We start from the raw sequence: 22,295 nt of genomic DNA, 5'->3' as shown, positions 1-22,295 counted from the left end.
TATGTAGGAGCTGCCGAAGGCTGCGAATCGGTACATCTGACACACCGCAAATCGCAGCCTTCGGCAGCTCCTACAAAATCAGCGGATCACGCCAATGCGGGCGCAGCCATTCTCACATCCCGGCGCGCCAGCACCAGGTAGAACGCGCCGCCCAGGAAGCAGCCAGTGAACCAGGCAAAGTTGGCAATTGGCTTGAACCACGGCACGAAGGTAAACAGCAGACCGACCAGCGTGGCAGCCAGCAACGCTTTGATCGCCACCGGGTTGAAGCCATTGGTGTACCAGTAGCGGCCAGCGGGGGTGTCGTCGAACAGTGCATCCACATCGATGTACTGCTTTTTGATCAGGTAGAAATCCACCAGCAGGATGCCGAACAGCGGGCCGATAAAGGCCGCCAGCACGTCCAGGGTGTAGTGAATCACTTCCGGGTTGTTGAACAGGTTCCACGGCGTGATAAAGATCGAGGCCACTGCCGCGATCATGCCGCCCGCACGCCAGCTGATTTTGCTCGGTGCACAGTTGGCGAAATCAAAAGCCGGCGACACAAAGTTGGCGACGATATTGATGCCAATGGTTGCGGTCACAAAGGCAAACGCGCCCAGCAATACCGCGACGGTATTATCGATGCGTGCCACGGTGGCGATAGGGTCATGAATCATTTCGCCGAACACCGGCAAGGTGCCGGAGACGATCACTACCGTCACCAGTGAGAACGCCAGAAAGTTCACCGGCAAGCCCCAGAAGTTTCCGCGTTTAACGTCAGCCATGCTGCGGCAATAGCGACTGAAATCGCCGAAATTCAAAGTAGGTCCGGAGAAGTACGACACCACCAGCGCCGTTGCCATCACCACCTGACCGAAGGCCTCCCAGCCGCTCAAGGATTTCTCCGACAGCGTGAAGCTGATGTTGCTCCAGCCTGCTTTCCAGACAATCCAGCCAGCCAACAGAAACATCACTGCATAGACCACCGGCCCCGCCCAGTCGATGAAGCGACGTATCGAATCCATGCCGCGCCAGAACACAATGGCCTGCAGCACCCACAGGGTCAAAAAGCCCATCCAGCCAAGATAAGACAGACCGGCGAAGTGCACCTGAGCGAGGCTTTCCATGGACGGAAAGAAGCGCAGTACGACGATGACCAGTGCGCTGGACGCCAGATAGGTTTGCACCCCATACCACGCAACTGCGATCAAGCCGCGAATCACCGCCGGAATGTTTGCGCCGAACACACCGAACGCCAATCGGCAGATAACCGGATAAGGCACGGCTGCTTGCTGACTCGGCTTGGCGAGCAGGTTGGCGATGACCTGAATGATGCAAATCCCGACCAGCAAGGCGATCAATACCTGCCAACTGGCGAGCCCCAACGCGAACAGGCTCGCGGCGAAGACGTAACCGCCTACGCTGTGCACGTCGCTCATCCAGAACGCGAAGATGTTGTACCAGGTCCATTTCTGCTTAACCGGGCCGAGATCTTCGTTGTACAAGCGAGGGCTGTAGCCCTTTGGAATTTCTGGATTCATCGCACGCACTCTCCCTGGATCGATGCCGCTCCGGAGACTGCATACGGAGGCTGGCGTTATTTGTATACGATCTGAAAGGCATGATGCATGCCAAACACGGCCAAGACGCCCAAAAGGCAGGTGATAGAAGTGTCCGGGCACCTCAGGCGACGAACCGGCCTCTCTTCAAGTGCGCAATTAAAGTGCGTAAATGCGCAGTGTCAGTGCATACAATCGGCATTACCACGGCTGTAAGCGGTGATGGCAAATCGTCTAGACTTTGTATACGATCAGCCCCACATTTACCGGTTAAAGCGGCCTTATGAATCCTCTCTTCCTCGCTACCCCTGCGATGAGCGACTCAACACTGAGCCGCGATGAACAGATCTATCAGGACATTCTGGAAGCCATCGTCGAGCACCGACTATTGCCAGGCACCCGTTTGCCCGAAGATGCCTTGGCGGAAGTGTTTGCCATCAGCCGGACCGGTATTCGCAAAGTTCTGCAACGGCTGGCACTGGAGCGGCTGGTGACGTTACGCACCAATCGCGGCGCGGAAGTTGCGCAGCCCACCGCTAAAGAAGCTCAGGATGTGTTTGCTGCCAGGCAGTTGATCGAGCCGGCGCTGATGCCGGCCGTGGCCGAGCAGATTGACGCGGCTCAACTGAACACACTGCGCACGCTGGTCGATGAGGAACACCAGGCCCAGCGCGACGGTTTGCACAGCAAAGCCATTCAGCTGTCTGCGCGCTTTCATGTGCAGTTGATTGCGCTGGCGGACAATCAGGTACTGACCGAACAGGTCGCCCAACTGACCACGCGTTCGTCGCTGATTATTGCTGTTTATGGTTCACGCCACAGTGTCGGCTGCGATTGTGGCGATCATGCTGAACTGCTCGGGCTGCTCGAAGAAGGCAAAGGCGCTTCGGCGGCGCAATGGATGGGCAAACATCTGGCAAGCATTCGCGCCAGCTTGCAGGTCGATCAGGTAACGCCGGTCGAGCCGGACTTCAAAACCATTTTCAAGCGTTGATCCGCGAGTCGAGCCTTACATGAAAATCCAGGTCATCAACCCCAATACCAGCCAGAGCATGACCGCCAGTATCGGCCGGGCTGCCCGGGCGGTGGCACGGCCCGATACTGAAATCATCGCCTGCTGCCCGGACGCTGGCCCGGAATCCATCGAAGGTCATTTTGACGAGGCCATCGCCGCCGTCGGCGTGCTGGAAGAAGTTCGCAAAGGCGTTGCTGCGGGATACGACGCACACATCATCGCCTGCTTTGGCGACCCGGGTTTGCTGGCGGCACGTGAGTTGGCACGCGCACCGGTGATCGGCATCGCCGAGGCGGCCTTTCATGTCGCCAGCCTGATCTGTACTCGCTTCGCGGTGGTCACCACCCTCACCCGCACACGGATCATCGCTGAGCATCTATTACGCAACTACGGCATGACCGAGCATTGCACCTCGGTGCGCTGCGTTGATGTGCCTGTGCTGGAACTGGAAAGCATGGGTGAGCAGGCCCTGGCGGAACGCATTGCCGAACAGGCGATATACGCACGCGACAACGAAGGCGCTGGCGCGATCATTCTCGGGTGCGGCGGCATGGCGGACCTGCCGGGGCTGGTCAGTGAAATGACAGGCTTGCCGGTGGTAGACGGCGTCGCCGCCGCCGTGAAACTGGCAGAGGCATTGGGTGAACTTGGGCTCGCTACCAGCAAACACGGGGATCTGGCCTTCCCGCTGGCCAAGCGCTTTACTGGGCGCTTTGCGCATTTCGGTCGTTAACCAGGTCCGGCCCTGTCAAAAAATACAAATGACTGGATTGAAATGCATTTTCTGTAGGAGCTGCCGAAGGCTGCGAAGCATTTCTCCTGATACACCGCTATCGCAGCCTTCGGCAGCTCCTACAGGTCCTATGTTTGCCGCGACGTCCTGTCTGATGCACTGCCATCGTAGGCTCGCGGTGCTCGTGCGCTCCTACAGCGTCTAATGTCCGCTACACAAAACAGCTGCTCCCACTGAGCACTAATAAAGATATATCGATAGACCGTATCGATATAAGAAGTTATTAAAAACGTCGTTATGCTGCCCGCCAGTTTTTTCTGACAGTCGCCCTTTTTGTTGTGGGAAGCAGTAATGGATTTTGGTGGTTTGGGGTTGGTGGTTGCGGGCCTGGTGGTGGGCTTCATCGTAGGCATGACGGGCGTGGGCGGCGGCTCGCTGATGACGCCGATCCTGCTCTGGTTCGGCGTCAACCCGGCCACGGCCGTTGGCACTGACCTCTTGTATGCAGCCATCACCAAGTCAGGCGGTGTCTGGGTTCATAAAAGAAACGACAACATCGACTGGAAAATCACCGGCTGGCTGACCATGGGCAGCGTCCCGGCGGTGCTGCTGACGCTGTGGTTCCTCAGCACCCTGCACGCGGCTCCAGACGCCATGAATGCGGTGATCAAGCAGGCACTGGGTGTCGTTCTACTGCTGACCGCGGCGGCGGTGTTCTTCAAAAAGCGCCTGCTCGCATTTGCCCACAACCGGGCAGGTGGGAACTACAACCCAAGCGGCAAGAGCCTGAACGCACTGACCGTGGTAACCGGCCTGATTCTCGGCACAATGGTCGCACTGACATCCATTGGCGCCGGTGCGCTGGGTACTGTCGCGCTGTTTATCCTTTACCCCTTCCTCGCCACTCGCCGCCTGGTCGGCACAGAAATCGCCCACGCCGTCCCGCTGACACTGGTTGCAGGTCTGGGTCATGCCGGTATGGGCAATATGGATTGGGGAATTCTGGGGTTCCTGCTGCTGGGTTCGCTGCCGGGAATTTATCTGGGCAGCCATCTTTCCGGCCGGGTCTCGGACGACATCCTGCGTCCATGCCTGGCAATCATGCTGGCGTTTATCGGGTACAAGCTGGTCTTCTGATTCACGACTTCTGTAGGAGCTGCCGCAGGCTGCGAATGGCGGCGTTTCAGGATAAATCCTTCGCAGCCTTCGGCAGCTCCTACAGAAAATGCATTTCAATCCATTAGCTTGCGTGTTGGCTACCAGCGATAACTCACCGATCCAATCACACTTCGCTCATCGCCATACCGGCAGGTTGTGTTGCAGTACAGGTATTTGCGATCCGCGAGGTTCTGCGCCTTGGCGGCCACTTCCCAGTGCTTGCCGATTTCATAACTGACCAGCGCATCGACCAAGGTGTAAGCACCGATTTTGCCTTCGTAATCTGTCGGCGTAGCGCGGGTCGTGCCGATGTAACGAGCGCCCGCAGCCACGCGCATTTGCGGAATACCGAATGCGCCCAGACGATAGCTCGCCCACACGCTGGCGCTGTGATACGGAACACCTTCGATACGTTTGCCGACGTTAGTCGCCGCCTGATCTTCGATGACATGCGAGTCGGTATAGGCATAACCGGCTGTGAGCGTCAGGTTGTCAGTGGCCTCTGTCTTGGCCTCCAGCTCCAGCCCCTTCGAGCGGGTTTTCCCGTACTGCACATAGGTCGCGCTGGCAGCATCGTAGCTGAGCGCATTGTCCTGAGTAAGCTGATACACAGCAGCGCTGAGCATCGTCTCGGTGCCGGGCGGCTGATAGCGCAGGCCCAACTCGTACTGTTCACCCTCAAGCGGCGCAAACGCGTTGCCAAAAGCCGGGTTGCTGACACTCGCAGGCTGGAAGGACTGGCTGTAGCTCACATAAGGAGCCAAGCCGTTTTCGGCGAGGTAAACCAGGCCGATGCGCCCGGTAGCCTTCTTGTCATTGCGTGACTGGCGGCTGTCATCAGCATGACTGGTGGTTCGACTCTCCGCCCAATCCTGTCGGCCACCCAACAGCAGCACCCATTTTTCGTCGAAGGTAATCTGGTCTTGCAGGTAAACACCTGACTGGGCGCTGTGCAGATCCGAACCACTGTCTGCGGCAGTATTAGCGCCGACACCGGTATACACCGGGTTGGCGAGATTCAAGGGTGGCGCGAACTGCGCCAGCGTGCCGCTGATGTAGCGATGCGAATCATAGGTCTTGTGGTAGTAATCAACGCCGGCGAGCAGAGTGTGTCTCCAGTTTCCGCTCTCGAAGGTGTACTGCACATTGTTGTCAGTCGTCCAGCCGGTCGAACGCTCTTCTCGCTCGCTGTAACGTCGAAGCAGATTAGAGCCGACGATGGAGAACGGAATCAGATAATTCCAGTCAGTGTTCGCCTGAAAGTAACGCAAGCTGTGATTGACCTTCAGGTTCTCATTGAAGTCGTGGCTGAACAGGTAACCCAAGGTGTCCATACGATTATTGAAATGGTCGTAGCCTGGCTCACCGGTGAATTGATCACGACCAATCTTGTACCCCGGAGTTGAGCTGTAAGTCGTCATGCGGTAACTGGTGGGAGGCGCGAAACCAGTATAGGTTTCCTGATGGCTGGCCAGCACGGTCAGAGAGGTATCGTCATCGGGACGCCAGGTGATGGCCGGAGCGATGTAACGCCGATCATCATCAACGTGGTCGACCTGGGTATCACTGTCGCGCCACAAGCCGGTCAGGCGGTAACTGAACTGGCCCTGATCGTCCAGCGGGCCACCGAGATCGAAGGTGTACTGCCGTCGATTATGGTTGCCGAATTCCACGCCAATTTCATGCAAGGGGGTATCCGTCGGACGTTTACTGACGGTATTGATCATGCCACCCGGCGACAGTTGACCGTAAAGCACTGACGAAGCGCCTTTGAGCACTTCGACACGTTCAAGACCATAGGCTTCAACGCTGCCGTCGTAAGGGTTGGACTGTAATTTCATACCGTCGCGAAGGATGCCGCCAGTACCCGCGCCTACGTTGAAGCCGCGCAGCGTGTAATCATCGGCAGTGCGACTGAAGCCGCTCGGCTGACTGGTAAAACCCGGGGTGTACTTGAGCGCGTCAGAAATATTGTCGCTCTTGCGTTGGTCCATTTCGGCACGTGTCACCACCGACACTGATTGCGGGGTTTCCAGCAATGACGTATCGGTTTTGGTTCCCACACTGCTGCGCCGTGCGACGTACCCCGCTTGCTCGCCGTTGCTGCCATCTCCCGCAGTAGCAGCATTGATGCTGATCGCCTCCAGCGTCATGCCTTCGCTCGGCACAGGCTGCACGCTCAATGCGCCGCTGGCGGTGATCTGCAAGCGCAGACCGCTACCCTGCAACGCACGCTCAACCGCCGCCGCAGCACTCATCCGGCCGATCACGGGCGCAGAAACGCGCTGGGCAACATCAGCGGGGATGAACAAAATCTGCCGCGAACTCTGCTGGCCGATCTGAATGAGCGCGCCGGTCAATGGCCCGGCAGGTACAGAGAAGTCATACAGAGCTTCAGCAGCCTGAGCGCTCACCGAAACGGCAACCGCCAAGGTCATGAACAATGGAGTAACAAGTGATGGACGCATGGACGATGCTCAACCTCGCTGGCAAAACGGAGCGCGCAATCTGGCGCCTTTACCTGTTCTGTAGAGTGAGGTGGCGATTTGTTAAGGGCTCCTGTGATTTATTTTTCAGCAGGCGTATCAGACCCGATCAATCCGGGTCCATAGCCCCCAATAGTGATCGATGCGCAGCGGCAGAATATCTTTCAAGGCTGCCAGTGCCTGATCGCTGTTATCCAGATTGAATACGCCGGAAATACGCAGCGACGCCGCAGCATCGGAAACCTGCAAAACTCCGCGCCTGTAGGGACGCAACCTATCGACGACCTCTGCGAGGGATTGATCGCTGACCTCCAGTAACCCACGCACCCAGGCACCGGGGTCTGTTTGACTGACCGGCAATGGATGGACACCCAGTCCATCAAGACGCGCGCCCTGCCCGGCCGTCAGAACCAGCGTCTGACGTTGCGAGCGGATCTGTGCAGTGCCGGCTTTCAGCCAAAACTGCGTGTGATCCTGATACTGGCTCAGCACACACTGGCCGGAAGTTAACTGCACGCTGCCGTCACGGCACCCCAACTGGAAGGGCCGGTCTTGCGCTTCGATACGCGCCATGAGGCCTCCACGCAGCAAGCGCACAGTGCGCATGCTCGCGGTGAAACTCACATCGATAGCACTTTCTGCGTTCAGGGTCAGGCTGGAGCCATCGACCAGAACCAGTGTCTGGCGCTGCGCATTGGCGGTCGCGACATCCGCTGTGAGCCTGTCCAGCGGCATGCCAGGCCAGGTCAACAGTCGTGCGGTCAGCGTACAACCGCCGACCGCTAGCGCTCCACGCAGTAGATGACGACGACTCGTTCCGGCGCTCAATACCTGACGGGCACGACTGCCAGACAAATGCGAGAACGTCTGATCAAGCCGGGTACGCAGAACGTTCCATGCCGCAGCATGGGATTGATCAGCCGCAAGCCAGCGCTCAAACGCACGAAGTTCCCCCTCAGAGAATTGCCCTGAGGCCTGGCGCGCGTGCCATTCGATGGCCTGTTCGAGGGCCGCAGGCAGTTCGCTCATCGTTGGACCGCACAGATGGCTTTGAGACCCTGGACCACATATTGATGGACCCGGGGTGCTGACACGCCCAACTCGGCCCCGATCCGGGCGTAGGTCCAACCGTCCAGTTGGCTGTATAGAAAGGCAGCCCTGGCCTTGGAGGAAAGGCTGTTGAGCAAATGATCCACCTCCAGCAAAGCTTCCATCATCAGGTAACGTGCTTCGGCAGACGGCTCAAATAGCTCGGGTTCGGCGGCCAGCGATTCGAGATAAGCTCGCTCCAGGTCACGCCGACGCCAACTGGCGAATATCAACCTCTTGGCAATCGTCGTCAGCAAGGCTCTGGGTTCACGAATCGCTTGCGTATCGGGTAGCGCAACCACGTGTGCAAAAGTTTCGGCAGCCATGTCTGCGGCGTCATGGCGACAGCCAATTCGCGCGCGCAGACGCTCCAGCAGCCAGCCATGATGCTCGCCAAACAGGTGAACAAGCGCAGCATTACGACGTTGCAGAGTGTGAGACATCTCGATTGCCAATGAAAATCATTAACAAATGATGCAGGCTTGTAAATGGCTTGGCAATACGTTTGAAGCGGCGAATGACAGCGGACATTTGCCCAAGCCTGTTTATCTGCAATGCTGTTATTACACGCATGCCTGGCGGTACCGCTGATGACTGAAGCCTTTGCCCCCTTTCAGGATCTCGCCACTTTTCTACTGCCACACACCGTGGCCGAAAAAGTTGACGGTTCCCATGATGCCTCCCACCTGCTGCGAGTGTGGAGCAACGTCTGCGCGATTCGCGATGTAGAGGGCGGCGATCCGGAGATCCTGATAGCTGCCACGTTGTTGCATGACTGCGTATCCGTGGAGAAAAACTCTCCCTTCCGGTCCAGTGCGTCGCGGCTCGCTGCGGCCAAGGCTGCGGATCTGCTCACCGAAATGGGCTGGGCGGAAGAGCGCATTGAATCAGTTGCTCATGCAGTCGAGGCACACAGCTTCTCGGCAGCAATCACACCTGAAACACTCGAAGCAAAAATCCTTCAGGATGCTGACCGGCTCGACGCACTGGGTATGATCGGCGTAGCGCGGATGTTCTACGTTTCCGGGCGAATGGGCAGTGGCCTGTATGACCCAGAGGACCCCCACGCATCAAACCGTGATTACGATGACAAGCGTTTCACCGTGGATCATTTCCATACCAAGCTTTTCCAGTTGACCGATAGCTTCCAGACGGAGACAGGCGCTCGTCTGGCGCAGATCAGGCATGCACGCATGAAGCGCTTTCTGGATGAACTGATGCAGGAAGTGGGTGCGCCGAAAAAAACTGAATTGAACGACTCATCGGAAATTTGACGTCAAACTTAGCGATGTCACAAAGACATCACAGAACTGCCCTATAACCCAGTCTCCGATGTTTCTATCGATTGGGTTTTAGCCTCAGTGAAAAAATTATTGCCTGCCATTTTGCGTCGACGCTCCGGGACCACGGTCTTGCGGCGCTTCAAGATCACTCAGCGTCTGGTGCTGTGTTTCGGCATCACCTCATTGCTCACGGTAGCGTTGGGGGCATTCTGCCTGTTCCAGATGCAGGAGATTCGCAAGCAAGGTGAAACGGTAGAAAGCGGCTCGCTGCCCAGCATCGCCATGGCCGATGCGCTGGCGATCACACTGGTCAAAATGCGCAGCGAAAGCATTCGTCTGATCGCCAATGCTGACGACCCCGGCGCGGTGGTTACCAGCAAGATCAACGTCGAAACACTGAAGAATGATGCCGAAAAAGGCTTCGCCGACTATCTCGCTCACGTAAAGGACGCCACCGAGCGAGATTCTCTCGTGGCCTTGCAGGACGCTTACAAAGCATTCATCCCCGGCCTTTATGACGAGATTGCGCTGATCGAGCAGCGCAAGATTGAAGACGCCCGCATGCTGGCCAATACCATGCTGTCCCTGCAAGGCGACCTGATGGACATGCAGGTGCAGTTACTACGTGAGCTCAACAAGCAAAGCGCGGCTACCGCCGTCGAGAAAGCCACCGCCAGCTACGCCCAGACGCGCATCATCGCCCTGAGCGCGATCGGCGTGGTCCTTGCCTTGACCTTGCTGCTGGCCTGGCGCTTGAGTGTCAGCATTATTCGTCCGGTACGTCAGGCCTTGAAAATCGCCAGCACCATTGCCGATGGTGACTTGAGTCCGCAGACAATCCCCGAGGGCAAGGACGAAACCGCTCAGCTGTTGAACATGCTCGGCCGGATGCGTGGCAATCTGCACTCGACCATTGAGCAGATCTACGCCGCCGCGAACCAGCTTTCGCAGTCGGTGCAGGAGATGAGCAGCATTGCCGAGTCAGGTGCGGAAAACCTGAAACTACAGAACAGCGAAATCGAACAGGCTGCTGTTGCGGTCAATCAAATGAGTCAAGCGGCGATGGAAGTTGCCAGCAATGCCAGCAACACCGCGACCGAATCCCTGGCCTCTAACGAAGCGGCGGCCAACGGCAAGTTGCGCCTGGCCGACACCATTGGCTCGATCAAAGAACTGACCGGCAATGTACTGGACACATCACATCAGGCTGAAGGGCTTGCCGAGCGCACGCTGAGCATCAGCAAAATCCTCGATGTGATCCGCGCCATCGCCAATCAGACCAACCTGCTCGCGCTCAATGCTGCGATCGAAGCGGCGCGCGCGGGCGAAGCTGGACGCGGGTTTGCCGTGGTTGCCGATGAAGTTCGCTCGCTGGCACAGCGCACCAGCGCGTCAACCACAGAAATCGAAGGGCTGATCAACAGCGTGCAGCAAAGTACCCAGGAAACCGCCCAGGCACTGCGGCTGACGGCCAATCAAGCCAACGTGACACTTGAGCAAGCCGCCGCCACCGGCGAGGCACTGACGGTGATCATCAGTTCGACCTCTACCATCAATGACCGCAACCTGCTGATTGCCAGTGCAGCCGAGCAACAGGCACAGGTAGCCGGTGAAGTGGATCGCAACCTCAGCAGTATTCGCGATCTGTCCACCCAAAGCGCATCAGGCGCACACCAGACCACGGCGGCCAGCAACGCTTTGTCGGTGCTCGCAACAGATTTGAACCTGATGGTTCAGCGTTTTGTGCTCTGATTGCATCCACACAGCATGCCTGGGGCAGTAAATTTATTTGCTGTCCCCCGTTTATTCGCAATGGCACATTGCTTCAATATTGAAGCGACCCGAACCCTCGGGGCAGATTGCCAAAAAGGATATGAGCATGCTGAAAGCCGCTGTATGGACTGCAACACTTGCCACCCTCACCTTCGGATCGCTGGTGCAGGCTGATGTAAACGTCAAACTGGGTAGCCGGGAACGCGTGACCCAACTCTTCGCCTTCCCCAACAACTGCAACGTCATCTGTTATCGCAACTGGACCTTGGAACAGACCGTCGAGCATTACCTGACTCAAAGCGTGCAGCGTGATGGCTATAGCGGCAAAGTCAGCGTGACCAGCGATGGCGATGTTATCTACGCGCAGATCAGCGGTGTACCTGACGGTTATGACAAGCCCCTGACCCAACTGCTGGACGCGGGCGATCTCGCCTACAGCGGCGCGCAAAAACTCCTGGCCTCCGGACCGGACAAATGGCAGTACAACTGGTATTTGTTCCTGCCGTTGGGCATGGCGTTGGAGAACCGCAAGAGTGTCGAACTGCTGCATTTCCCACCCGACTATTCGCTGACCCAGGCTCAGGATTATCTGAAGTCCAATACCACCGACCGCTGGGCGCAGTTGCTGTCTTATAACGGCATCCCACTGGCACAGACTCCGGCCTATCAGACCATCATCGATATCGCGCCGATTGCAGCGCCTGCCTCGGCGGGTAGTTCACTGGAAGGCGTATACAGCTTCTTTCAGGATTACCAGACCACGATGGTCAAACAGTTGAGCCAGAGCACTGGCGGTGCATCGTTGCCGATGGTTGCGTTCGGCGCTCCGGTGCGTAACTGGATCAAGCAGCAATATTCAGCCAGCGTGCCGGTGCTGGGGCTGGCGACGATCAGCCCGACGCCAGGGCAAACCGTACCCGTGCTGGGTTCCAACCATCCGAGTTACATCTGGTACGCGGCTGACAAATCCAACTATGGTGGCGACGAAGCCAAGGCAGATGCGGCCGGTCTGGCGGTCATGGGGCAGGACTTGAGCGCTGCCTGTTGGCAGGCCGGGATGGGCCAGAAGCCGGGTGCAGATCCCAAAGCGACATTGAGCAGTTGCACGCAGAACTGGCAGGTCACCAATAAAATCAAAACCTGTGTGCTGTTCTACACCGACGTGCGCAAACTGAGCCAGGCCGACGCCGACGCCAAGTGCACATCCGGGACGGTATCGCGCTCACTCAAACAGCTGCAGAAGCCGCTGACAGCGCCAGCGGTTCATCCGTATATGTAAACGCGAACATCGCTCCTGCGGGTAAATGAGATCACCAGTGGGAGCGAATTCATTCGCGAAGGGGCCTGTACATTCACAGGATATTTGTCGTCAGGAATGCCGCTTTCCCGAATGAATTCGGTCCCACAGGTTTTGCATCCAAACGGATTACTTACTCCCCCAACGGACGCAAACGGTACTGCGGCGGCAGTTGTTCGAAGCCGCTGATCGTCGCATTCAGGCTTTTCCAGCGGCCGTCCTTGATGCCGTAGATGCAACCATGGATCGAGAGGCTCTGCCCGCGATGCCAGGCGTTTTGCACAATGCTGGTATGGCCGACGTTGGCCACTTGCTGAATGACATTGAGTTCGCACATGCGGTCAACGCGTTCTTCTTCGGTAGGCAGCTTGGCCAGGGTTTCGCGATTTTCGTAATACAGATCGCGAATCGAGCGTAACCAGCCATCGATCAGACCCAACTGGCGGTCCTGCATCGAAGCTCTGACCCCACCGCAACCGTAATGGCCGGTCACCAGAATGTGTTTGACCTTCAGCACGTCGACTGCGTACTGGATCACTGACAGGCAGTTGAGGTCGGTGTGCAGCACGACGTTGGCGACGTTGCGATGCACGAACAGATCACCCGGCAACATGCCGACGATCTCGTTAGCGGGTACGCGGGCGTCCGAGCAACCTATCCACAGGAATTCCGGGGTCTGCTGGCGCGCCAGCTTGGCAAAAAACTCAGGATCTTCCTTGGTGATCGCGTCTGCCCAACGTTCGTTGTTGTCGATCAGGTCTTGTAGCTCGTTCATGTGTCATGCCTCGAAGATGTGCCAGCTTATGACTGGGGCTCGGCGATTCGGGTCACTACTCATTTTCCGCCTCCGCTCGTGCAAGCAAAAGGAATCTTCAGGATAGGTGCCGGTCCACCTTTCACGCCCCTGAATAACGAGGATTCGCCATGAATGATTCCCGCCGCCCTTACGGTGCAACCCAACCCGAGCCCATTGACGATAACGAAGATCGAATGGGCTCAATGCGTGAGCTGGATTTCGACGACAAAGGCGACGATGCGCGCATCGGTGACTTGATTCCTGAAGATGAACTCAGCCACGAAATTCCGGAGCAGCGCGTACGCGAAGCAGGTTTAACCGGCGCGTCGACCCCAGATCATCACCCGACTGACGACGATCTGGACCCTGAAATCCTGATCCGCGAAGACGGCGCTCGCTCGGCCGAAGAAGAAGGTGAAGACAGCCCCGCCGATTTCAGTCTCACAGTAGTGGACGAAGATGACATTGGTGGTGGCGATGGTCTGGATGAGGCCGAGTTGGGCCGTCTGGACCCGCTGGATGGCAAGCCTGAGAAAAGCGAATAATCTCAGGCGTCCGAAACCTGCAGGACTGGCCGGGCGGCGCTCCGCTTTAGCCGGGAGAGACTTATTCTGCCTGCGGATATCGAGGTAGATGCCGGACGCTCTCCCGGCTAAAAACGGTCCTACGAAATGGCGTCGCCTCCGTGGGAGCGAATTCATTCGCGAAGAGGCCGGTACATCCGAAGTCTATGTATCGCCTGGAATACCGCCTTCCCGAATAAATTCGGTCCTACCGGGAAGTATGTCTGGTCAGCAGTACGGGTTACTCGAACAACGTACACGCCATGACGAGCGCATCTTCGCGGCCGCCGGCAACAGGGTAGTAATCACGTCGGCGGCCGATTTCGTTGAAGCCGAAGCGCTCGTACAACCGATACGCTGCGCGGTTGCTGTCACGCAGTTCAAGGAAGCATTCCCGGGCGTTCAACTGATAAGCCCGTGACATAAGATGTTCGAGTAAACGCAGCCCCAGACCGCGGCCCTGGCTTTCCGGTTTGACGGTGATGTTGAGCAAGTGCGCTTCGTCGATGATGACTTGCACCACGCCATGCCCGACCTGTTGGTTGCCTTCGAACATCAGCCATATTTCGTAAGACTTGAGACCGTCGAGAAAGATGCCGCGTGTCCACGGATGGCTGAACGCTGCGTATTCAATCTTCAGTACAGCGTCCAGATCCGCTTCGGTCATCGGGCGGAAGGTTATTGCGTCACTCATCTATCGGTTTCCAGCGCGCCATCAGCCGACGCATGGCTTTCCAGACATCGGCCTTGCGTTGCGGCTCGTCCATCAGTAATTCAAGACCCGGCAACGCCCAGGCAGAACCTAGGCCTTCAACCTCGAGTTCACTGTTATACGCCTCGGCATTGGCCTCCCCGGCAAAACGCACCGACGGTAGGCCAATCAGCCACAAACAGGCACTGGGCGCCTCTTCCAGCCGGGCTGAGACAAAACCCTGCACGAAATCACGCGCCGCTTCAGGCCCCTGATCCATCTGGCCACGGCTCAACAACGGCCAGCGCACCGGCTCGCCGATGATCTGCGGGCTGTCCGGCAGACCGGCGGCACGCAGCATGTCCTTGAGCAGCAGATAAGCCGGATCACGACTCTGGAAGGGCTGACCTGTTGGCAACTCCACCAACAGCAGGCAACGCCCGGCGCGTAACAACTGCAGTGAAAAGCGCGGTGGCGACACAACAGCAGCCTTGACCGGCGCGGGAGCAGCCTCGTCTTCGGCGACCGCAGGCTTGCGGGTATTGGTGGCCGCAGGTCTCGGCACTTCGATCTTTGGCCGTGCGACAAGTGCCGGACTCGCCGCAACGGCGCTCGCCACCTGATTGACCGCAGCTTCGGGCACCGCAATATCCGCCACCGGTTCAACCTGTGGCGCAAGCGGAGCAAGCAGTTCCGGACGTGACGGAGCCGCAAAAGGCAGTTCGGTGCGCGGCAGCCAATTGACCACCTGCATGGCGGTCAAATAAGCGCGGCGGCGGGACTCGTTGAGCAAAGGTCGGCCACCTGTGGATAAGTTAGGACGGCGATTCTACAACTCTTCGCACTTTCCCGCCGCAGTTGATCGTCAGGAGGTGAAATCCGAAGCCCCGGATGCAGTACAATCGCCGCTTTTATTTGCCAACAGTCGGCCTTCCAATGATCGAACCTAAGCGCGTCTTGCGCGCACTTGCCGAGCACTGGGCGCTTCTTGAGCCGCTGTGCGAACATTTCGACCAAGGCACCCTGAGCCTGAGCGAATTGCGCTTGCAACTGGCCGCACAGCAACTGGACAGCACCCCGCAGGACATCACCAACCTGCTGGATGTGTGGATTCGCCTGGATATCCTCGTACCGGTGGCGAAAAGCCCCAACCGTTTTGAACTCAATGCGCAGATTCATGACTTCCTGTCCTATCTGCGCCGCGAGCACCGTTTGGGCCTGTGCCTGGAAATCGAAGCCTACCTGCGCCATCTGGAGCGGCTGGCTGGCTATATTCAGGACGCCTTTGATATCCGCGACGCCAACGACCTCGCCCGGCAGCTGCGTTTGTTGGACATGCGTGTGCGCGACGTGCTGAAAAAGCTCGCAAACGACGAACAGGCATTGGTGGGCGTTGCAGACCGGGCCAAGACCAGTGATCGCCAGATCCCGTTGCGTCAGCGTTATGCAGAAGTGCTGGCCACCTGGGACGAATACGTCGAGCCGATGATTCAGTTGGTAAACGCTGACGGCGCTTTCGAACAAGGCGTGCGCAAGGTCGAGAACGTGTTGCTGCGCTTGCTGACCGAACAGCAACGCCTGGGCCAACTGGTCGACGACGATATGCTGCTGCGCACCCACGCGCGCATCCTCGAAATGCAGACCAGCGCTCAGTTGACGCTGCGTCATGCCCGCGAACTGCTGCTGCCGCTGCGTGAAGAAGCCCGCCGCCACAACGCAGTCACCCGTGGCGCGGCGTTGGCCCTGTCGGCTATTCGCCGCAAAGGCATTGATGCCGTCCCGCAAGCGGCCATGCCGATGTTCACACGACCGCAGAGCACCTTTCTCGGCAGCGCGAGCCAGGTCGAGGCCTACGTGTATGCGCTGGCCCGCTTCGAACCAAAACCGGCGAAGTTTCCCAAGGCAGGCGGCGGCAAACGCAAAGGTGATTCACCGCAAGCGCCGCGCACGGTCAAGGAAATGCTCGAACGTTGCGAGGACGCCTTGCCAATGCCGGACTTGATGGTCTGGCTGCTTGAGCAGGAGCCTACCGGCGCTACCGACGAATTGCTGTACTGGTTCTCGCGCCTGTCCCGCGAAAAACGCTTCACCCGCGAACGCCTTGAGCGTCGTGACTACTTTACCCAGGAGCATCAGGTCAGCCTGCGCTCCTTCGCCCTGCTCTCCAGCAGTGATGAGCAAACGGGGAACCCAGCCAATGCATCTTGATCTATCCGAAATGTCCCAGCTCGCGCCGATCTTCCGCGAGCTGTTCAAAGGTTTCCACATCAGCCGCCGTGATCCAGAGCTGTACGCGCAGTTGTCCAACGCTCAGGACCAATACCGCACGCTGTTCAAAGCGCTGGGGTTCGAACTGGTCTGCGATACACGCGGCTTCTATTACTTCGTCCCGGACCAGGCCGCTGCGCAGGTCAACAAGACTGCACAACGTCTGGCGCTGTTCACGTTCATTCTGGTTGAACACCTTGCCGACCAGGGTCGCGACCCGGTCGCCGTGCTGGATGGCGGCAGCCTTGGCCGCGATGAGTTGCCGTCGATGCTGGAGAAGTACCGCGACCTGTTCTTGCAGGCCGAAGTGCAGACCCAGGACGAGCTGGAAGAGAAAATCATGCGTCGTATGACCCAACTGGGTTTCGCCGCGGAGGAAACCGGTATCTACCGCTTCCTGCCGCCGATGCACCGCTTCCTCGACGTCTGCCTCTCGGTACAACAGGACCGCGACCTGGCCGCCAGCCTGCACAGCGTGCTGCCGCTGCCAGTGCCGGTACTGATTGACGACGACAGCGATGAAAAGCTGCTGCAAACGGCTGACCCGCTGGATCTGGCCGAATTCGAAGACGTGGAAGAGACCGAAGAGCAGGCCCTGGCCCGCGCTATCGCTGACGAGCAACAGGAGATGGATGCATGAGCCAGGAACGCTACGGCATCCGCCGCTTTGCCCTGCTGAACACGGCCGGTTACAGCCTCGGGCTGTTCCCACTGGAGCACCCGTTGTCGGTGTACGGGGCCAACAACCTCGGCAAGAGCGCCTCGATCAACGCGCTGCAGTTCCCGATTCTGGCGCGCATGTCAGACATGAGCTTCGGCAAGTACAGCCTGGAGCAATCGCGCAAGTTCTACTTCGCCTCGGACACCAGTTACATTCTGGTTGAAGTTTCCCTGCCCCATGGCCCGCACGTCATCGGTGTGGTCGGACGTGGCCCGGGTGGCGGTTTCGGTCACCAGTTCTTTGCCTATGCGGGCAAACTGGATCTGGGGCACTACCAGAAAAACGACACCTGCCTGCGTCAGAAAGAGCTGTTCAGCAACCTGGAGAGCCAGGGCCTGAAAGCTTACGAACTCAAGCCTGATGAGCTGCGTCGTTTGCTGGTGGGCGGTCACACGTCGATTCCATTGGACCTGACGCTTATTCCGCTACGCTCCACCAGTGAACAGAGCCTGAAGACTTTCCGCGCACTGTTCATCAACTTGCTACACATGCGCGAAATCACCGCAGCCAAGCTCAAGCAACTGTTCCTCGACGCGTTCGAACACAGCCTGCGTTCCGGCAGCGTGGATTACATCGCCGCGTGTGAAGAAGCTTTCCGCGACGTGCGACGTATGGAGCAGGACTACAACTCGCTGGTCAAGGCGGGTCCATTGGTCGAAGCTCTGGCGGCAGGTGTCGCTCAGCGTGATCTGTTACGCGGCAAGCTGCATCGCCTTTCGCCCCTGCTCGACTCGTTGCTCGGCACCTGGATGGATTACTCCACCGCCCGCAAAGAAGAGCTGGTTATTCAGGCCGAGCATTACCGCAGCCAACAGGATGAACTGCAGAACGATCAGCGCGGCGGCACTCAGGAGTTGATGCGTCTGGAGCGGGAAATCAGCAGCATTCAGCGCTGGATCGGCGAACTGGCGGTCCTCAAGAATCGCTTCGCGCTGGTCGACGACGCCAAAGTGCTGGAACAACAGTTGCTGGCCGCCAAGGATGCTCACGATGAACTGGCCGGTGCGTTGGCGCAATCCCGTCAATTCAGCGCCGAAGATCTGGACGAGCGTCTGCGCGATCTGGAAAAGCGTCTGAAGTCGGTGAAGCAGCAACTCGATCACGCAGACAACAACAGCTATGCGCGCCTGCGCGAAGAGTTCTCGCAGCCGGATGTAGAACGCTTGATGCGCCTGTTCAACAGCGCCCTGTTCAGCTTGCCACTGGGTGAGCAAGGTATCGCGCTGGATGATGGTGATGCTTGGGTCAAATCTCTCGAAGCCATCCTTGATAGCTTCAAAGGCGACCAGTTCCAGGTGCCGGGTTTGTCGATCAACCTGACGAACATTGAGCCGCCTGCCCTGCAAGCGCTGGCCGATCGCGCCGCGTTGCGTGATCAGAAAGAACGCCTTGAGAAAGAGTTGAAACAGCTCAAGACCCAACAGGCCGTCGCCTCTGACCGCGCAGCGAGCAAGACTCAGACTGAGGCCTTGTATCAGCAGGTGCTGGACGCACAGAAAGCGCTGGAAGACTTCCGTCGTTGCCAGACGTTGAGCGCCGAAGAGCCCGAGAAACACGAACAACTGGCACAGATGGAAGCGGCACAGGATGAACTGAAGCGCTCCAGTGATGCGTTCACCGAGCGCGTCCAGCAACTGTCCGCCAAGCTGCAACTGGTCGCACGTCAGATTGGCGACCTGGAGTCCAAGCAACGCACGCTGGATGACGCCCTGCGCCGTCGTCAGTTGCTGCCAGCCGACCTGCCGTTCGGTACGCCTTACATGGACCCGGTGGATGACTCACTGGATAACCTGTTGCCGTTGCTCAACGATTATCAGGATAGCTGGCAAGGTCTGTTGCGCAGCGATGGTCAGATCGAAGCGCTGTATGCCCAGGTACGCCTGAAAGGTGTCGCCAAGTTCGACAGCGAAGAGGACGTCGAGCGTCGTCTGCAACTGCTGATCAATGCTTACGCACACCGTACCGATGAAGCCCTTACTTTGGGCAAGGCGCGCAGGGCAGCCGTGACCGACATTGCGCGCACGTTGCGTAACATCCGTAGCGACTACGACAGCCTGGAGCACCAACTGGCCCTGTTCAACCGTGAGATCAACAAACGTCAGGTTTCCAACCTGGCCAGCTTCCGCATCGTGCTCGCTCCCAACAAGGAAGCGCTCAAGCACATTGACCAGATTATCCACAGCGCTGGCCAATACGAAGAAGGCGAAACGCTGTCGGTGTTCGACCTGAGCCAGAGTGCCGAACAGGACAACAAGAACGAAGAAGCCAAGGAGTATCTGGCGCGTCTGGTGGCGGCTAACCACAACCAGCTCGGCCTGAAAGACCTGTTCGAACTGGCCTTCGAGATCACCAAGGTCAATGGCCAGCCAGTGATCCATACCGACATCGATGGCGCCGCCTCAAACGGCACCACGATGACCATCAAGGCGCTGACCAACATGTATTTGTTGCTGCACTTGATGGATCGCGATCAGGCCGGTCGTGTGCGCCTGCCTTACTATCTGGACGAAGCAGCAGACATCGACGAGAAGAACCAGGCGGCACTGCTGGAAACGAGCCTGCAACTGGGCTTCGTACCGATTCTGGCAAGTGTGAAGCCGCAGGTTTCAGCCCACGTCGCCATCGATCTGGAAGGCGGCAGCGGGCCTAACGGCATCTACATTGATGAGGCGGACTGGAAGTACATCCGTCGCCGTGATGAGGTGAAGGCGGCTGTTTCTGAAGTCGCTGAGGAAGCGGCTGAATAAGCTGAGTCCGCATGAACAAAAAAGGCCGCATGAGAATGCGGCCTTTTTTGTGGGCGTTGTTTTTGTGGGCTTAGTGCGGCGTTCGTTAAATCTTGAACTTGCCCACCATCTGATTCAACTCAACCGCCAGACGCGACAGCTCCTGACTGGCGGCATTGGTCTGATGAGCGCCATCGGCAGACTGCAGCGACAGATCACGGATGTTGACCAGGTTACGATCCACTTCGCGGGACACTTGTGCCTGCTCTTCTGCGGCGCTGGCGATGACCAGGTTACGGTCGGAAATTTCACCCACGCTGCGGGTGATTTCCTCAAGAGCATCACCAGCGCTGCGAGCAACCTCCAGAGTGCTTTGAGCGCGGCTGCTGCTGTTCTGCATCGACGCCACAGCCTTGCTGCTCCCTTGCTGAATACCACTGACCATCACTTCAATTTCTTGCGTGGACTGCTGAGTGCGATGGGCAAGCGCCCGGACTTCGTCAGCCACAACAGCAAAACCGCGACCGGCTTCCCCGGCACGAGCAGCCTCAATGGCGGCGTTGAGGGCCAACAGATTGGTCTGCTCAGCGATGGCGCGGATCACGTCCAGAACCTTACCGATATCTTGAGTCTGGTCAGCCAGACTGCGGATCTGCTCGGAAGTCACTTCGACGTCGTTGGTCATTTGCTGGATGGCGTTGACCGTTTCCTGAACACGCTGGCGACCTTGCATGGCCGAGGTGCTGGACTGTTGCGAAGCAGTCGACGTGTTGACCGCGTTGCTGGCGACTTCTTCGACGGCTGCAGTCATCTCGTTGACCGCTGTAGCGGCTTGTTCGATTTCGTTATTTTGCTGCTGCAGCGATCGCGAACCTTCCTCGGTCACCGCATTGAGCTCTTCAGCGGCTGAGGCAACTTGAGTTGCCGAGCCGGAAATTCTTTGCAGCGTATCGCGCAGGTTGATCTGCATGGTTTGCAGTGCTTGCTGCAGGCGGGTGACTTCATCACGACCACTCACCTGAGCCGTTGTAGTCAGATCGCCACGCGCCACGTCTTCAGCGGCACGCACGGCCTCACTGAGGGGACGAACGATGCTGCGTGTCAGGATTACGGCCAACAGAACGGTCAGTGCAGCGGTCAACACCAGAACAGCAATGATGATGTTGCGTGCACTGGTGTACTCACTCGCGGAGTCCGCAACGGCAGCGTCCGCGCCCTTGCTGTTAATCTCCAGCAGGCCCTCTACCAGAGGCGCCATCTGGTCTGAATACTTCTTGAGTTCACCACTGATCAAACCTGGAATTTCAGCGTCACGTTTGGCCAGTGACGCTTGGCGCAGTTTGTCCTGAGCCACCAGATAGTTAGCCAATGCTTCTTTGAACTGCTGAAACTTGGTGCTCTCCTCCGGGCTACGAACCAAAGGCGCATAAGCAGCGACGATGTTGTTGGCCTTCTTGGTCAAGACTTCAAGGCGAGCCTCGGCCTTGTCGATGTCCGCCTGTGTGCGGTTGACCATGATCAAGTAGGACATGGTACGGAATCGCGATGTGGTGTCTGCCAACTCACCCAGAAGCCGAGTGGACTTCAGCCAGCCGCCACCGAGATCAGTGGTGTTTTTGTTGAGGCCGGACATTTTGTCGAGGCTCATGACACCGAGAAACAGGACGAATAAAGCCATGAGGGAGAAACAGAGAGCGGCGCGAAGGGCAATTCCGAGATTACGCAGTGTCATACGGCTGAACTCAAAGAGTGATGTTAGCTAAGTATCGGCTGCGATGCGGGAAGATGAAGGTGTGTCCGTATGTTTCATTTAGCAGTGGTAGGAGCGAACTTGTTCGCGAGGGGGCTGTACATCCGCAGCTTATGTATCGCCTGACATACAGCCTTCCCGAATGAATTCGGTCCTACCCGATCGCGGTATACCTGTAGGAACTGCCGAAGGCTGCGAGGCGGTGTGTCAGACAGAACGCGGAGTCGCCTATTGCGGGCAAGCGCGTACCTACAGCTAATCCTTTTTTCTTCGCGCATAAACAAAACCCCTGAACGCGTAAGCGATCAGGGGTTCTGGAATTTAATCTTGACGATGACCTACTCTCACATGGGGAAACCCCACACTACCATCGGCGATACATCGTTTCACTACTGAGTTCGGGAT

Annotated in this window: 18 protein-coding genes, 1 rRNA gene and 1 pseudogene; 10 read left to right on the top strand and 10 right to left on the bottom strand. The window is 57.9% G+C overall.

Annotation, left to right across the window (positions count from 1 at the left end):
• Nucleotides 1-86: 86 nt before the first annotated feature.
• Nucleotides 87-1,523, bottom strand: a complete 1,437-nt coding sequence (locus tag EE949_RS04740) for an NCS1 family nucleobase:cation symporter-1 (RefSeq protein ID WP_122663220.1) — start codon at nt 1,521-1,523, stop codon at nt 87-89.
• 301 nt (nt 1,524-1,824) lie between these two features.
• On the opposite strand from EE949_RS04740, the gene EE949_RS04735 reads away from it, so the two are divergent.
• From EE949_RS04735 to EE949_RS04725, 3 genes are all read left to right on the top strand, one after another.
• Nucleotides 1,825-2,535 carry a GntR family transcriptional regulator gene (locus tag EE949_RS04735; protein ID WP_122663219.1) on the top strand — a complete coding sequence of 237 codons (711 nt, stop codon included), beginning with the start codon at nt 1,825-1,827 and terminating at the stop codon, nt 2,533-2,535.
• 19 nt (nt 2,536-2,554) lie between these two features.
• Complete coding sequence (locus EE949_RS04730) at nt 2,555-3,289, top strand: aspartate/glutamate racemase family protein (RefSeq protein WP_122663218.1); 735 nt, start codon at nt 2,555-2,557, stop codon at nt 3,287-3,289.
• 351 nt (nt 3,290-3,640) lie between these two features.
• On the top strand, nt 3,641-4,426 hold the full coding sequence (locus tag EE949_RS04725) for a sulfite exporter TauE/SafE family protein (RefSeq protein WP_122663217.1): 786 nt from the start codon (nt 3,641-3,643) through the stop codon (nt 4,424-4,426).
• A gap of 119 nt (nt 4,427-4,545) precedes the next feature.
• Here the strand turns inward: EE949_RS04725 and EE949_RS04720 are convergent, their stop codons facing one another.
• The 3 genes from EE949_RS04720 to EE949_RS04710 form a co-directional block, all read right to left on the bottom strand.
• Entirely contained in the window at nt 4,546-6,915 is a 2,370-nt protein-coding gene (locus tag EE949_RS04720; protein WP_122663216.1) for a TonB-dependent siderophore receptor, read from the bottom strand.
• A 117-nt stretch (nt 6,916-7,032) separates the two neighbouring features.
• Nucleotides 7,033-7,962: a FecR domain-containing protein gene (locus EE949_RS04715; RefSeq protein WP_122663215.1), complete on the bottom strand. Its 930-nt coding sequence runs from the start codon at nt 7,960-7,962 to the stop codon at nt 7,033-7,035.
• A complete protein-coding gene (locus tag EE949_RS04710) occupies nt 7,959-8,465 on the bottom strand; it encodes a sigma-70 family RNA polymerase sigma factor (protein WP_122663292.1) in 507 nt (168 codons plus the stop codon). Before EE949_RS04710 ends, EE949_RS04715 begins: the two co-directional genes overlap by 4 nt.
• Nucleotides 8,466-8,612: 147 nt before the next feature.
• Between EE949_RS04710 and EE949_RS04705 the strand changes: the two genes are divergently transcribed.
• From EE949_RS04705 to EE949_RS04695, 3 genes are all read left to right on the top strand, one after another.
• Nucleotides 8,613-9,296 carry an HD domain-containing protein gene (locus EE949_RS04705; RefSeq protein ID WP_122663291.1) on the top strand — a complete coding sequence of 228 codons (684 nt, stop codon included), beginning with the start codon at nt 8,613-8,615 and terminating at the stop codon, nt 9,294-9,296.
• An 87-nt stretch (nt 9,297-9,383) separates the two neighbouring features.
• Nucleotides 9,384-11,057: a methyl-accepting chemotaxis protein gene (locus EE949_RS04700; protein ID WP_122663214.1), complete on the top strand. Its 1,674-nt coding sequence runs from the start codon at nt 9,384-9,386 to the stop codon at nt 11,055-11,057.
• Nucleotides 11,058-11,184: 127 nt separating this feature from the next.
• A complete protein-coding gene (locus tag EE949_RS04695; protein ID WP_122663213.1) occupies nt 11,185-12,357 on the top strand; it encodes a hypothetical protein in 1,173 nt (390 codons plus the stop codon).
• Nucleotides 12,358-12,508: 151 nt separating this feature from the next.
• Here EE949_RS04695 and can read toward each other — a convergent pair whose 3' ends face one another.
• Nucleotides 12,509-13,150 carry a carbonate dehydratase gene (gene can, locus EE949_RS04690; protein ID WP_122663212.1) on the bottom strand — a complete coding sequence of 214 codons (642 nt, stop codon included), beginning with the start codon at nt 13,148-13,150 and terminating at the stop codon, nt 12,509-12,511.
• 149 nt (nt 13,151-13,299) lie between these two features.
• Here can and EE949_RS04685 point away from each other — a divergent pair, with 149 nt between their 5' ends.
• A complete protein-coding gene (locus EE949_RS04685) occupies nt 13,300-13,716 on the top strand; it encodes a serine kinase/phosphatase (protein ID WP_122663211.1) in 417 nt (138 codons plus the stop codon).
• 259 nt (nt 13,717-13,975) lie between these two features.
• On the opposite strand, the gene rimI is transcribed toward EE949_RS04685, so the two are convergent.
• Nucleotides 13,976-14,428: a ribosomal protein S18-alanine N-acetyltransferase gene (rimI, locus tag EE949_RS04680; protein WP_027900174.1), complete on the bottom strand. Its 453-nt coding sequence runs from the start codon at nt 14,426-14,428 to the stop codon at nt 13,976-13,978.
• The gene (locus EE949_RS04675) at nt 14,421-15,218 is read right to left on the bottom strand and encodes an energy transducer TonB (RefSeq protein ID WP_122663210.1); all 798 of its coding nucleotides are present in this window, start codon (nt 15,216-15,218) and stop codon (nt 14,421-14,423) included. The genes rimI and EE949_RS04675 overlap by 8 nt, the downstream gene beginning before the upstream one ends.
• Nucleotides 15,219-15,361: 143 nt before the next feature.
• Between EE949_RS04675 and mksB the strand changes: the two genes are divergently transcribed.
• The 3 genes from mksB to mksF are packed head-to-tail and all read left to right on the top strand — an operon-like array spanning nt 15,362 to nt 20,161.
• Nucleotides 15,362-16,633: an Mks condensin complex protein MksB gene (mksB, locus tag EE949_RS04670; protein ID WP_122663290.1), complete on the top strand. Its 1,272-nt coding sequence runs from the start codon at nt 15,362-15,364 to the stop codon at nt 16,631-16,633.
• Nucleotides 16,623-17,333, top strand: coding sequence for an Mks condensin complex protein MksE (mksE, locus tag EE949_RS04665; RefSeq protein WP_122663209.1), 711 nt, complete (start codon nt 16,623-16,625; stop codon nt 17,331-17,333). The genes mksB and mksE overlap by 11 nt, the downstream gene beginning before the upstream one ends.
• Complete coding sequence (gene mksF, locus EE949_RS04660) at nt 17,330-20,161, top strand: Mks condensin complex protein MksF (RefSeq protein ID WP_122663208.1); 2,832 nt, start codon at nt 17,330-17,332, stop codon at nt 20,159-20,161. The genes mksE and mksF overlap by 4 nt, the downstream gene beginning before the upstream one ends.
• 85 nt (nt 20,162-20,246) lie before the next feature.
• Here the strand turns inward: mksF and EE949_RS30115 are convergent, their stop codons facing one another.
• The 3 genes and pseudogenes from EE949_RS30115 to rrf all read right to left on the bottom strand — a co-directional run.
• Complete coding sequence (locus EE949_RS30115) at nt 20,247-21,110, bottom strand: methyl-accepting chemotaxis protein (RefSeq protein ID WP_430735959.1); 864 nt, start codon at nt 21,108-21,110, stop codon at nt 20,247-20,249.
• Nucleotides 21,102-21,872, bottom strand: a pseudogene (locus EE949_RS30110) (MCP four helix bundle domain-containing protein); the annotation flags it as partial. The pseudogene EE949_RS30110 and the gene EE949_RS30115, both read right to left, overlap by 9 nt.
• 343 nt (nt 21,873-22,215) lie before the next feature.
• Nucleotides 22,216-22,295, bottom strand: a 5S ribosomal RNA gene (gene rrf / locus EE949_RS30105); the annotation flags it as partial.

Source organism: Pseudomonas viridiflava (assembly GCF_900602065.1).
GTDB lineage: Bacteria > Pseudomonadota > Gammaproteobacteria > Pseudomonadales > Pseudomonadaceae > Aquipseudomonas.
This window is presented reverse-complemented; position numbering and strand designations above follow the sequence as displayed.